Source organism: Arthrobacter sp. Soil736 (assembly GCF_001428005.1).
Taxonomy (GTDB): domain Bacteria; phylum Actinomycetota; class Actinomycetes; order Actinomycetales; family Micrococcaceae; genus Arthrobacter.
Genome location: NZ_LMSB01000004.1, coordinates 26,395 through 39,225, shown reverse-complemented (window position 1 = coordinate 39,225; position 12,831 = coordinate 26,395). Strand labels below are relative to the sequence as shown.

12 protein-coding genes and 1 pseudogene are annotated in these 12,831 nt (G+C 63.5%); 10 read left to right on the top strand and 3 right to left on the bottom strand.

The window, feature by feature from the left end:
* Positions 1–279: 279 nt before the first annotated feature.
* The 8 genes from ASG92_RS03925 (at position 280) to ASG92_RS03890 (ending at position 8,032) form a co-directional block, all read left to right on the top strand.
* On the top strand, positions 280–984 hold the full coding sequence (locus ASG92_RS03925; RefSeq protein ID WP_056624770.1) for a nucleoside/nucleotide kinase family protein: 705 nt from the start codon (positions 280–282) through the stop codon (positions 982–984).
* A 98-nt stretch (positions 985–1,082) separates the two neighbouring features.
* Positions 1,083–1,847, top strand: coding sequence for an ATP-binding cassette domain-containing protein (locus tag ASG92_RS03920; protein ID WP_056624767.1), 765 nt, complete (start codon positions 1,083–1,085; stop codon positions 1,845–1,847).
* A complete protein-coding gene (locus ASG92_RS03915) occupies positions 1,844–2,929 on the top strand; it encodes an ABC transporter permease (RefSeq protein WP_056624764.1) in 1,086 nt (361 codons plus the stop codon). The genes ASG92_RS03920 and ASG92_RS03915 overlap by 4 nt, the downstream gene beginning before the upstream one ends.
* A gap of 45 nt (positions 2,930–2,974) precedes the next feature.
* Entirely contained in the window at positions 2,975–3,955 is a 981-nt protein-coding gene (locus ASG92_RS03910; RefSeq protein WP_056624761.1) for an ABC transporter substrate-binding protein, read from the top strand.
* Positions 3,956–4,041: 86 nt separating this feature from the next.
* Positions 4,042–5,541 carry a mannitol dehydrogenase family protein gene (locus tag ASG92_RS03905; RefSeq protein WP_056624757.1) on the top strand — a complete coding sequence of 500 codons (1,500 nt, stop codon included), beginning with the start codon at positions 4,042–4,044 and terminating at the stop codon, positions 5,539–5,541.
* Positions 5,538–6,314 carry an SDR family oxidoreductase gene (locus ASG92_RS03900; RefSeq protein ID WP_200951874.1) on the top strand — a complete coding sequence of 259 codons (777 nt, stop codon included), beginning with the start codon at positions 5,538–5,540 and terminating at the stop codon, positions 6,312–6,314. Before ASG92_RS03905 ends, ASG92_RS03900 begins: the two co-directional genes overlap by 4 nt.
* Before the next feature lie 62 nt (positions 6,315–6,376).
* A complete protein-coding gene (locus ASG92_RS03895; protein WP_162256294.1) occupies positions 6,377–6,961 on the top strand; it encodes an ATP-binding protein in 585 nt (194 codons plus the stop codon).
* Positions 6,962–7,132: 171 nt separating this feature from the next.
* Positions 7,133–8,032, top strand: a complete 900-nt coding sequence (locus ASG92_RS03890; protein ID WP_200951873.1) for a hypothetical protein — start codon at positions 7,133–7,135, stop codon at positions 8,030–8,032.
* 90 nt (positions 8,033–8,122) lie between these two features.
* Here the strand turns inward: ASG92_RS03890 and ASG92_RS03885 are convergent, their stop codons facing one another.
* Positions 8,123–8,632, bottom strand: coding sequence for a hypothetical protein (locus tag ASG92_RS03885; RefSeq protein ID WP_056624751.1), 510 nt, complete (start codon positions 8,630–8,632; stop codon positions 8,123–8,125).
* A gap of 209 nt (positions 8,633–8,841) precedes the next feature.
* Here ASG92_RS03885 and ASG92_RS03880 point away from each other — a divergent pair, with 209 nt between their 5' ends.
* Together ASG92_RS03880 and ASG92_RS03875 are read left to right on the top strand one after the other, a co-directional pair.
* Complete coding sequence (locus ASG92_RS03880; RefSeq protein ID WP_056624750.1) at positions 8,842–10,050, top strand: aspartate transaminase; 1,209 nt, start codon at positions 8,842–8,844, stop codon at positions 10,048–10,050.
* Positions 10,051–10,076: 26 nt separating this feature from the next.
* Positions 10,077–10,754, top strand: a complete 678-nt coding sequence (locus tag ASG92_RS03875; RefSeq protein WP_056624749.1) for a 4-carboxy-4-hydroxy-2-oxoadipate aldolase/oxaloacetate decarboxylase — start codon at positions 10,077–10,079, stop codon at positions 10,752–10,754.
* Between the two features lie 273 nt (positions 10,755–11,027).
* On the opposite strand, the pseudogene ASG92_RS03870 reads toward ASG92_RS03875, so the two are convergent.
* A pseudogene (locus ASG92_RS03870) lies at positions 11,028–12,149 on the bottom strand (DUF222 domain-containing protein); the annotation flags it as partial.
* A gap of 330 nt (positions 12,150–12,479) precedes the next feature.
* Positions 12,480–12,713 carry a hypothetical protein gene (locus ASG92_RS27085; protein ID WP_082579285.1) on the bottom strand — a complete coding sequence of 78 codons (234 nt, stop codon included), beginning with the start codon at positions 12,711–12,713 and terminating at the stop codon, positions 12,480–12,482.
* Between the last annotated feature and the right edge of the window lie 118 nt (positions 12,714–12,831).

Below are 12,831 nucleotides of genomic sequence, written 5' to 3'. Positions count from 1 at the left end.
GCTGAAGATGTCATCGGTGACAATCAGCCGCAAACCCCATCCTGCCCGATGCTCGCAGTAACTTCAAGCAACTCATGTCATCGATGACATAGATTTTTGAATTTTCCTTGACATCGATGACATGGGGCCTCTAGGTTTCTGTAAGGCAGGTCACGGCGAGTCCTCGAACCCTTAGGTTCGAGCCCCGCGATCAAGACCTACCGGTTTGATTCAGGCAGCGCTTCAAGGGTGTAGCAGCAGAGCTTCTTCACCGTGGCATGACCAACGGAGGAGACAGTGATGAACACCGCTGAAGATCGGGCCTCGGCTACCGTCCGGGGAGCGGAGCGGCTGACCTGCTCGCTAGATGAGCTGGTGGAGCGGGCCCGCGCCCTTGCTGTCGCTGGAAGCCGGCGCATCTTGGGAATCACTGGTGCGCCCGGTGCCGGAAAGTCCACCGTGTCGCAGGCTGTCGCCGATGCCTTGGGCGGCCAGGCTGCCCTGGTGGGAATGGATGCTTTCCATCTGGCCAACAAGGTCCTTGCAGCTCACGGCTCTCGGGACCGCAAGGGCGCTCCGGACACGTTCGACCCATGGGGATATGCCAACTTGCTGCGCCGGCTCAAGACGAACGAGGAAGCGGTTGTCTATGCCCCGATGTTCGATCGCGGCCTGGAGGAATCCATCGGCAGCGCGGTCCCGGTGGCCCGCGACGTACCGCTGGTCATTACGGAGGGAAATTATCTCCTTCTGGACGCCGAAGGCTGGCGGGAAAGCAGGGAACAGATCGACGAGGTCTGGTTCCTGGACCTAAGCGATGACGAGCGGCAGCTCCGGCTGCTGAGGCGGCACGAAGCCTTCGGAAAACCGCCCGAGGAGGCAGCGGCGTGGGCGCTGGGCAGCGACCAACGCAATGCCGCGGTTGTTGCCTCCACCCGGGAACGGGCCGATCTGATCATCGACCTGAGCTGTTCCCACAGCCCTGAGACCTTCGCCCAGGCCTGAACGAAGAGGAAGACAGAAGTGACAACACAACGAAGTGTCTTCGGCTGTTCTGCCGGAGCCGCTGCAATCGTCCCGTACCAGCTGACAGGTGTTACACCATGACAACAATCCCGGTTCTGGAAGCCCGCGGCCTGACCCGCAGCTTCGGCAACGTACGCGCCTTGGACGGCGTCGACTTCGACGTCCACGCAGGCGAAGTGGTTGCGCTCATCGGCGACAACGGCGCCGGAAAATCGACCCTCGTGAAGGCACTATCGGGAAACCTTGCATTGGACTCCGGCAAGATCCTGTTTGCGGGCGGTGAGGTCGAACTTGGTTCCCCGAGCCAGGCCAGCAGCCTGGGCATCGAAACCGTCTATCAGGACCTGGCCCTGGCGCCACACCTGAACGCCGCCCAAAACATGTTCCTCGGCCGCGAAATCCCCAAGCCCGGCTTTCAAGGTCGACTCGGATTCATGGACAACAGGACGATGCGTGCCAAGTCACGGGAAGCCTTTGACGAACTTGGCGCCACGGTTCGAAGCCTGTCCGACCCCGTCGGCAGCATGTCGGGCGGCCAGAAGCAGGCGATCGCCATTGCACGGGCTGTTGCCTGGGCCAAGGGTGTCATATTCCTCGACGAACCGACGGCTGCCCTGGGCGTCGTTCAGACAAGGAACGTGCTCGAGACGATCCGCCGAGTCCGTGACAAGGGTGTGGGCGTCGTGTTCATCAGCCACTCGATGCCGCACGTCATCGACGTCGCCGACCGGATCCAGGTACTCCGGCTTGGACGACGCGTGGCGACCTACGAGGCAAAGAAAACGACAGTGGAAGAACTAGTCGGCGCAATGACCGGCGCACTCGATGGAGCACACTCATGACCAGTACCCATGCCGTACCCCGCACAGCCGCCACCGCCCCGGAAATTTCACGCACCCGCTCCCTGCGACAGGTTCTCCAAGTTCAGTCGTTCCAGATCCTGCTTGTACTGATGGTCATCTTCCTGATGTTCTCAGCCCTGGCGCCGGACGTGTTTCCGACCTGGGGCAATGTCCGACAGATCATCCAGAATGTCTCCATCCTTGGTGTCCTGGGTATCGGCATGACCTTCGTCATTGTCACCTCGGGTATCGATCTGTCCATTGGATCCAACCTCGTTTTCTCCGGAGTCGTGGCGGCAAAGGTAATGCAGGCCATGGGCGACACAGGGTGGGGAACGGCCATTGTGGGCATCTTCGTCGCCGTCGGCTGCGGGCTCGGTTGGGGTCTTCTCAACGGAGTCCTCATCGCCAAAGCCAAGGTGCCGCCGCTGATCGTCACCCTGGGAACACTTGGCGGTGCCCTGGGGCTGGCGCAGGTGATCACCGGGGGCGTGGATATCAGGGAAGTTCCTGCGGTGCTCCAGGACACCATCGGCTATGGCAACGTTCCGGGAACCACATTGCCGACGATTTCCCTGATCGCGATGGTCCTTATTCTGATCTTCGGGACCGTGCTCCACCGGACCAGATTCGGCCTCTACACCTTCGCCGTCGGCTCCAACGAGGAATCCGCCCGACGGGTCGGCGTGAAAGTGGATCGCCAACTGATTTCCATCTACGTACTCTCCGGCGGCCTCGCCGGCGTGGCAGGCATCCTGTCGCTGTCCCAGTACGGCACCACCGCCATCGCCGGCCAGTCGGCGACAAACCTTAACGTAATCGCCGCCGTTGTGATCGGCGGAACCTCACTCTTTGGCGGCGTCGGCACCATCTTCGGAACCGTCGTCGGACTCTTCATCCCCGCAGTGCTGCAGAACGGCTTCGTCATCGTCGGCATCCAGCCGTTCTGGCAGCAGGTGGCAGTCGGTGCCGTCCTCGTCGTCGCCGTCTACGTCGATCAGCGCCGCCGGGCGGCGGCAGCCCGAGGACATTCCGCCAAGGCTGATGGCAAGAAGAAGCTTTTCGGCCGACGATCCAGCTGATTTCCTCCCCGCATCAACCCTTTCAAGCAAAACAGGAGCTAGACAATGAAGTTAACCCCTAAAGCGACCATGCTCGCGGCCGGACTCCTCGCCGCAACGTCCCTCACGGCCTGTGCCGGCGGAAGTGCCTCGGCCGGGAGTGCATCAGGAGCGCAGCCCAAGCTCACGTTCATCCAGGGTGTCGCCGGCGACGAGTTCTACGTCAGCATGCAATGCGGCATCGACGCCGCTGCCAAGGCAGCCGGCGCAACAATCAACACGCAGGGGCCCGCAAAGTTCGACCCGACCCTGCAAAAGCCCATCGTCGATTCCGTTGTAGCCTCCAAACCGGACGCCATCCTTATCGCGCCCACTGACGTGGCTGCGATGCAGGCACCCTTGAAGGCAGCTGCGGCAGCCGGCATCAAAGTGGTCCTCGTTGACACCACGGTGCAGGACCCTTCGTTCGCTGCGTCGGCAATCGCCTCGGACAACAAGGGCGGCGGCCTCGAGGCCTTCAAGGCAATCAAGAACCTCAGCCCCAACGGGGGCAAAGTCCTCGTAATTTCCACCGACCCCGGCGTCTCAACGGCTGATGCCCGTGTCGCGGGCTTCGAAGAAGGCGCCAAAGCTGACTCGTCCTTCCAGTACCTGGGCGTGCAATACAGCCACAACGACCCGGCCGAAGCGGCCAAGCTCGTCTCCGCTGCGTTGGCCAAGGACCCGGACATTGTCGGCGTCTTCGCAGCCAACACTTTTGCAGCGGAAGGAACCGCCACCGGCATCCGGCAGGCTGGCAAACAGAATCAGGTCAAGATCGTCGGCTTTGATGCCGGACCCGCGCAGGTCAAGCAGCTCAAGGACGGCGTCGTACAGGCCCTGATCGCCCAGGAACCGGCATCCATTGGCACGCAGGGTGTCGATCAGGCCCTCAAGGCCATCAAGGGGGAGTCCACCCAGAAGGAGATCCAGACCGGGTTCAAACAGATCACGGCGGACAACATCAGCGGTGAAGGCGCCCAGTACGTCTACAAGTCCTCCTGCTGACAGCCGGCCTTCCGGTGCTGTTGCCCGCCAACCCGCAACCGGGCAACAGCACCGTCCCACCGCACCCCATCGAAGAGAAGAATGACATGACGTCCCTGAATGAAGCGGCCCTTCAAGAATTAGAGGGCCAGCTACCCATCCCCTCGTATCGTCGCCGCGCGGTCCGGACAGGCATCGTTCACTTCGGCGTCGGAGGATTCCACCGGTCGCACCAAGCCATGTTCATCGACCGCCTACTGAACCTCGGGGGCTCTCAGGACTGGGGAATCTGCGGGGTCGGCGTTCTGCCCTCGGACGCCCGCATGCATGATGTCCTCAAGAACCAGGACGGGCTGTACACCTTGGTGTTGAAGGGCGGCGAAGGATCCGAAGACGCCAGAATCATCGGTTCCATCACCGAATATCTGTTTGCCCCCAACGACCCGGCCGCGGTCATCCGCAAACTCACGGATCCTGCTACGCGGATAGTCTCCCTGTCCATTACCGAGGGCGGCTACAGCATCAACGACTTCACGGGCGAATTCGATCCCCGTGGGCCGGACGTCGTCCATGACCTGAAACCGAACATCGTTCCACGCTCCGTTTTCGGACTGATCACCGCAGCCCTGGCGCAGCGGCGTGAGCAGGGCACTGCCCCGTTCACCGTCATGTCGTGCGACAACATTCAGGGAAACGGCAACGTCGCCCGCAAAGCGCTCGTGTCCTTCGCCCGACTCAAGGATCCGGAGTTGGCCGGCTGGATCAGCGAAACCGTAGCTTTTCCCAACTCCATGGTCGACCGAATCACGCCCGTCACCACCGACGCGGACCGGGCTGCGGTGACCGAAGCCTACGGATTCTCGGACGCATGGCCGGTCGTCGCCGAGCCCTTTGAACAATGGGTCCTCGAGGACAAGTTCACCGCCGGGCGACCGCCTCTCGAAGGCGTCGGTGTGCAGATCGTGGACGACGTGGAGCCTTATGAGCTCTTGAAGCTTCGGCTCCTGAACGCGAGCCACCAGGTCATGAGCTACCTCGGCTACCTCGCCGGTCACCGGTACGTCCATGAGGTCTGTACAGATCCGCTGTTCGCCGATTTCATCGTCGGCTTCATGGAACGGGAGGCGACACCCACGCTACGGCCTGTGCCCGGCATTGATTTACACGTTTACCGGAACGAACTCATCCACCGTTTCTCCAGCCCCGCCATCAGGGACACCCTCGCCCGCCAAATGGTCGATGCATCCGAGCGGATACCTAAATTCGTACTCCCAGTCCTCCGTGAACAGCTCCAACGCGGAGGCCCCATAGACCGGACGGCGCTCGTGATCGCAGCTTGGGCGCGGTTTCTGGAAGGCGCCGATGAACAAGGCGAATGGATCGACATCACCGACCGGCGCCTTGGCGAACTTCGCGCAGCCGTCCGTGCGGACCGCGCAGAACCGGGCGCCTTCCTCAACCTCACCGAGGTATTCGGCGACCTGGGCCAGAACGCCCGTTTCGCCGCCGCATACCGGCAGGCCCGTGAAGCGCTGCAACGATCCGGGGCACGAACCGCCGTCCAGGACCTAACCGACCCTTTGATACCTACAAGGAGAACTTCATGACCGACTCACCCATGGCAGACACAGCTGTCGCAGCTCGATCAGCGACAACCGACTTCAACGGCCGCACCATCCTCGTAACCGGCGCTAGCGGCGGCATCGGGGCCGCCACCGTCAGGCAGCTCGCTGCCGCGGGGGCAAAGGTGATCGCCAGCGCCCGCACACTCGACTCGTTAGCCGCGCTCTGTGATGAAACCGGCGCGCAGCGGTTGGTTTTCGACCTGACCTCCGAAGAAAGCATCAAAGACGCCGTCGAGGGGCTCGCCCTGTGGGGTGTAGTGAACTGCGGCGGCTTCGGCGGCGAAATCGCCACCCCGCAGGACACTGACATCGACGTCTTCGACAAGGTCATCAGTGTCAACGCCCGAGGCGCCCTCCTGGTCATCAAACATGCCGTGCCCTCCATGATCCGCCAAGGCAATGGCGGCGCGATCGTCAACGTTTCCAGCCAGGCCAGCATGGTCGCGCTCCACGGACACATCTCTTACGGCTCGTCAAAGGCCGCCCTGGACAACATCACCCGGGTTTCCGCCCTGGAACTTGGCAAGCACAACATCCGCGTCAACAGCGTCAACCCGACGGTGGTCATGACGGACATGTCCAACTTCTACTGGGGACGACCGGAAATCGGCGGACCTTTCCTTGAGCAAATGCCCCTCGGCCGCTGGGCCACCGTTGATGAGGTCGCCGCCCCCATCGTCTTCCTGCTCAGTGACGCCGCCTCCATGATCAACGGCGTTTCCCTACCGATCGACGGCGGCTACACCAGCCGCTGACCGTCGTTTCCGGCGCAGAGGCGCCGCGAACTGGCCCCAAATTGAAATGGATGACAATGAACATGACCGAAGAACGCTCAGCCGAGGCGATTATCGTCTGCGGAGTGCCGGCCAGTGGCAAGACAACATTTGCACAGGACCTGGCCCGCGAGCTCCACTGGACCATTCTTGACCTGGACACCGTCACGAATCCGTTGTTCGAACACATCGGCGGCGAGTTCCTTGTCGACGTCCCCACGGCGCAGCCCGCAGTGCGCGCGACCGTGAACGACATTCGCTACACCTGCCTCTTCGACACCACCCGGGAGAATCTCGCACTGGGCAACAGCGTGGTTGTTGTTGCCCCCTTCACTTCCGAACGCACCTTCCCGGCTGCGTGGGCACGGCTCCTTGAGCGCCTCGGGATTCCTGACTCGCTGGTGCACCTTGCTTGGATGGACACCCCGCCAGGCGAGGTCGTGAGACGCATGCGGCTCCGCGGAGCTGCACGAGACCTCGACAAGGTCAAGAATCCGGAGCGTTTCCTCTCTCCCGAGGTCACGCAGCCGCCCGCCATCGGACACATCCGAATTGACGGCCTACTTTCCCCGAGTGAACAGATCGATCGCTTCATGGCGGACTTCGCTGTGCGCGAGGCCGTGCGCTGAGCCGCCGCTAGCGGTTACCACGCCATTCCCCCAGACCGAGGGCTATCCCTCCCAAGACGGCACCTCGTTCGAGACGCGATTCGTTGTGCCCTCACCCCTGCGGTTTCCGGTGCCTCCGGCCGCCGACTCCAGACCCCCACAAGACCAAAACCACCCAATTAGGAGAACCCAGTGAATACCCTCACGACTCTCGAGCGCCGCGGCATGGCAGCGATCTCGACCCCCGGCGGCAAGATGCTCATCGTTGCCGCCGACCAGCGCAACGGCATGAAGGCCGTGATGAACGACGCACCCGACGGGCCGAACTCGATCACCGCCGAGCAGCTCTCCGACGCGAAGGTGGATCTGGTCCGTTTCCTGGGAAACGCAGCACCGGCGATCTTGCTCGATCCTGAAATTGCCCTGCCCCGCGTGGCAGATGAGGGCGTTCTCTCGCGCGACACCGCGCTCGTTGTCGGCCTTGATGCTTCCGGTTTCGAGACGGCCGACGGCTTGCGCTACACAAATTACGTCCCGGGGATGTCGCCCCGTAGGGTGCGCGAACTCGGCGGTGACGTCGCCAAGATGCTGTGGTACATGCGCCCTGACCTTCAGGATGCGGGCTCGCGCGTCGCGGGCGAAATCCGCGAGCTCGTCAAGGCATGCACCGACGAGGGCCTCCTCCTCATCGTCGAGATCCTGGTCTACCGCCTCGAAGGCGAAAGCGAGGAGGCCTACGCCGCGGCGTTCCCCGGCCTCGTCGCCGACTCTGCACGGCTCTCGGTCGAGTGCGGCGCCAAGGTGCTCAAGCTGCAGTACCCGGGATCTGCCGAGGCCAGTGCCGCGGTCACCAAGGCGGCGTCCGGAGTGCCGTGGGCCGTTCTGTCCGCGGGAGTGGACCACGAGACGTTCATCAAGCAGGTCGAGATCGCAGTCGCGAATGGCGCCGGCGGTGCTATGGCGGGGCGCTCGCTGTGGAAGGACAGCCTAGCGGTCTCGGCCGAAATCCGCGAGCAACTGCTGACGACACGAGCGCTCCCGCGTCTGCAAGAGCTCGAAGCCGTCGTGGACGGCACGCTCGTGGCTTCCTAACGAACGATTGTGGCTAGCGCTGCACCAAGCGCAAGCGGACTACGGCGGGACCTCCCGCCGTCGTCCGCTTGCGGTGAGCCTGGACCACTGCTACGCCGGGATGACACCTGATTCCGGCTGAAGGCCCCATGTCATCTTCCGGATGGTCTCGCGCTGCAGGCCGCTCAGTGCCGCGAGCTCGTAGTCGTCCAGGACTCCAAGCCGGCGTGCTGCAGCCAGGAGTTTCAGCCGCCTTCCCTCAAGTGCTGCTTTGGTCTTCTCAAGCGCAGCCAGTTCGGACTTGAGCTGGCCAATGACCGCAAGATGCTGCTCAGGGGGCAAGCCGGAGGGGAGCAAGTCCTCGGATGACAGGCCGATTGTCCGGACCACCCAGCGGGAGAGTTCGGAGGCCTCAGCGAGGCTCGCGACCTTCATGCCATCACAGAGCGCCTGGGCGATTTGTTGGTTCAGACGGACGGAGAGGGCGCGCATGCTGCTGGAGTTGAAGGAAATCCGTTGCCAGCCGTCGCGGAGCAGCTTCCGTACTTTCTCTGCCTGAACAGCACTTGGGTCGGGTTTTCGTGCTCCCCGGTAACGGTAGTAACCGGCTTTTTCATGCATGTCTAGAAGGCTAGACAGAACGGGGCAGCTGCGGAAATACCAATAGTGCGTGGAGCCATAATGAAAAAGTTTGGTGCGGGCTCCTCCACCGACGGGCCATAAGAGACGCTTATCCGTCCACGCAGTTTAGGTCTTATCCATAGCCGCCCGGATTCCCTAGGGTCGAAGGAAGCAAATATCGCTCCCTCCTGAATCCCTAGGAAGAGACCATGTCTGAATTTGTACCTGCATCGCGAGTGTCCCGCATCAAGTCATCTGCAAGTGTGGCCGCCGCTGCCCGCGTGCGTGAGCTGAAGGCAGAAGGGCGCCGGATTCTGGACCTGACGGTCGGTGAGCCTGACTTTGACACCCCGGACCACATCAAGTCCGCAGCCGTAGAGGCCATCAACCGGGGGGAGACCAAGTACACCTCCGTCACCGGAACCCCGGCCCTGCAGACCGCGATCCTCCAGACGCTGGAGCTGCGCACCGGACTCCGTTACACCCCGGCTGAGATCACCATCGGCGGCGGGGCCAAGCAGGTGATTTTCACGGCCTTCATGGCCACCCTGGACGCGGGCGACGAAGTCGTCGTGCCCGCACCCTACTGGGTCTCCTACCCGGACATGGTGCTCGCGAACGACGGCACGCCGGTGGTCGTTCCCTGCGGCGAGGAGGCCGGGTTCAAGCTCACGCCGGGGGCCCTGGCCGGGGCCCTCAACGAGCGGACCAAGTGGGTCATCCTGAACACGCCGTCGAATCCCACGGGTGCCGTCTACTCCCGGACGGAACTGCGGGCGCTCGCCGACGTCCTCGCGGACTTCCCTCACGTCAATATCCTGACGGACGAGATCTACGACCAGATCTACTTCGGCCCCGGCCGGCTCTCCAGCCTGGTGGAGGTGGCCCCCGAGCTGAAGGACCGCATCCTCGCCGTCAACGGCGTCTCCAAGGCCTATGCCATGACCGGATGGCGGCTGGGATACGCGGCCGGACCAGCCCCGCTGATTGCCGCGATCAACAAGCTCCAGTCGCAAATCTCATCCTGCCCGTCCTCGGTCAGCCAGGCTGCCGGTGCCGCCGCCCTCACCGGCGACCAGAGCTTCGTGCAGGAGAGCCGCGAGGTCTACCGCGGCCGGCGCGATGCGGCGGTAGCCGCACTGAACGCCGTCGACGGGCTGTCATGCACGACGCCGGAAGGCGCCTTCTACGCTTACGTCAACTGTGCGGGGGTCATCGGGAAGACGACTCCCGAGGGAAAGGTCATCGCCAACGACGAGGACTTCACCCTGTACCTCCTAGAGGCAGCATCCGTGGCGGTCATCCAGGGGTCGGCCTACGGCCTGGGCCCGTATTTCCGCATTTCCTACGCGACGAGCCTCGACGTCATCGACGAGTCCATCGCCGCCATCGACAAGGCCGTCCAGGCCCTCAACTGATCCGCACCCACCGAAGGAAAAACGCCGTGATTCACGTCAAGACCAACATCGAACGACCCGACGCCGACGCCGTAAGCCGCCTCGCGAAGTTCTCGTCCGCCACCATCCACGAGGCACAGGGACGCAAGGGCGCCCTCAGCTCCAGGATCAAGCCCATCGACAGGAGCATGTCCTTCTGCGGCCCCGCCGTCACTGTCCGCTGCGCCCCCAGGGACAACCTCATGCTGCAGGTCGCCATTCACTACGCGGAGGCCGGCGACGTCGTCCTGGCAGCGGCGGGGGAGTACGAGGAAGCCGGAACGTTCGGCGACGTCCTCGGCAACGCGATGAAGGCCAAGGGCCTCGCCGGCCTGGTGACCGACTCGGGCGTCCGCGACACCCAGGACCTCATCGAGCTGGGGCTGCCCGTCTTCTCTGGAAGCGTCTCCATCAAGGGCACCGTCAAGGAGACCATCGGCCCCATCAACCACCCGGTGGTCTTCGGGGACGAAATCATCTATCCCGGCGACGTCCTCCGCGGCGACGCAGACGGCGTTGTGGTGGTCCGGAAGGACGAGATCGAGGAAGTCATCCGCCTCTCGCAGGAACGGGACGACGCCGAGCGCGAGCTCATCCGCCTCTACCAGGCCGGTGGAACCACCATCGAGCTGTGCAACCTCACCGAGGTTCTGAAGGCCAAGGGCCTGCTCGTCGAACAGGCATAGTCAGGTAGCGGTCTAGCGACTACAAGCGCCGGCATCGCCTCGGGCGGGGCAGTACTACTGTCCCGCCTGAGGCGTACTTATGCTGCCGTGCTTTTTGCTCCCCGGCCTTCAGTTCCCGCGACCGCGGCATGCCCGGCGCCGCCCTCTCCCTTTAATTCGCCCTAAGGGGACGGGCCGGTCGGTTCGGACTTGCGTGTTTCGGGGATGCCGGCTCCGGGCTGGTTGAGTTCACTCAACCCCGTACCGGGCAGACTGGATCCGGGTAGCGGCGGTGCCTGTGATTCCGCCGGGGGTGCCGGTGATCAATTCGACGAGGGTGTCGGCCTTGATCTGCCCACGGCTGCGCTGGTCCCCGGCGGCGGTGAGGGTGTCGGCGTGCCGGGTCAGGGCCGCGTGCACCGCGACGCCCTGGTGGGCGGGCAGCAAGGCCGTCAGGTAGGTCATGCAGTCCGGGGCGGGGCGCAGACTCACCGTCCGCTCCGACGCGGCGTGGCTGGCGCGCTGGGCGACGGAGCGTGAGTCTCTCCGGGTGGCGGCGGCCCTCACTGCGGCGATGACGGTCCGCGTGCCGGCGCCGCTGAAGGTTCCTGTGTCGGCGGCGAGCTCCTCGTCCACCGCGGAGCGGTCGGCCACCGTCAGGCATGCTGTTTCTTTCACGACATACATGGCGCGCTCTTCGTTCAGCTGGCCGGTGTCCAGACACGCCAGGGTGTGGGGCATCTCGGTGACCAGTGCCTTCGACATGCCGAGGAGCCGGCCGCCGCGGTGCGGGGACTCGCCCCGGGCCAGCGCGATCTGCTCGGCCGCGCCCGTGCCGTGTTCCCTGGGGCGTTTCTTGCCGAGATCCTCAGCCGACAGAGAGCTACGGCTGGCCTGCCCGAGATCTGTCTGCGCTCCGAGTTCCGCTTGTTCCTCGCTGTGCCGGATCTCGAAGGCCACGGCCGCCCGCGCCTGTTGCCCGGCAATCATGCACTTGAGCTTCTCCCACGCCTGCATCTGGTCGATCAGCCCGGCGCCGTCGGCGGTGAGGTCTGCCCTCAAAAGGACAGCAGCCGCCCCGAACCGGTCCCCGACACTCAGCCGAGGTGTATCAGCGCCGGAGGCAGTGGCGTCGGCGCTAGAGGCGTCCGCGAACAGGACGTCGGCAAACAGGGCTTCGGGAAAGGGGGCCTCCGGAAAAGATGCCGGATACGCTGCGTCGAGGTCGTCGTCAAAGGGAAACCCGTCGTCCGCGAACCCGTCGAATGGAAGAGCTCGATCCGCGAACTCGTCCTCGGGAAACGCGATAAAAGGAAAACCAACGCATGACGGACCGGCCTCGGGAAACACGGCAGCGTGCAGGACGTCGCCATGCGGCGCCGCGCCTTTCAGCGCTAAACTTCCGATGCCTTCCATGAACACAGTCTGCCAAGGGGCACCGACATTAAGGGGTCGATCGTGCATCAGATGTGGGCGGGATCTGAAAGTTTTCTTGGATCCACCCGAGAACGAAACTAGGTAGCAGGTCACGGCGTTCTCAGCCGTGGAATGGCCTGCGCTGCCACCCGGTTGGGCGACCGGACCCCGGGAACAGCCGGGCAGAAAACACAAGCCGCGGCAGCACCGTCGTCGTATGGTGTTTCATCCCCATGGGGGAGTGGAAAGTAGGTAGCAGCTCGCTGCGTTCCCAGCCGTGAGAACGCCCTGAGCTGCCACCCAGTTGGGCGGCCGGAGGGGTAGGGCCGGTCAAGCGCGGTGAGGCACCAGATAGGCCGGGGCACCAAGGACAGCATCCTCCAAATACCAGACCGTCGATCCACTGCCGCTGACCGGCATGATGCTGCCTTCGAACACGAAAACCGGATTGCCGGAGCGGTCCTCAGGGCGCCAGAACCCATTAGCCGGGCAATGTGAACCGGTTTTAGCCATTAATCCCAGGTTTGCGCCGGAAGTTCTCCTGGTGGTGCTGATCCTTTTCATAGCAGGCTCCCCGTTGATTGGTTGCAGAAATGTTTGCCGCAATTTCTCGGCTTGCCACCAATATTAGAATCCGGAGCGCCTTTCCACTAAGACCAATGATGCATGCCCTAATAAGCTG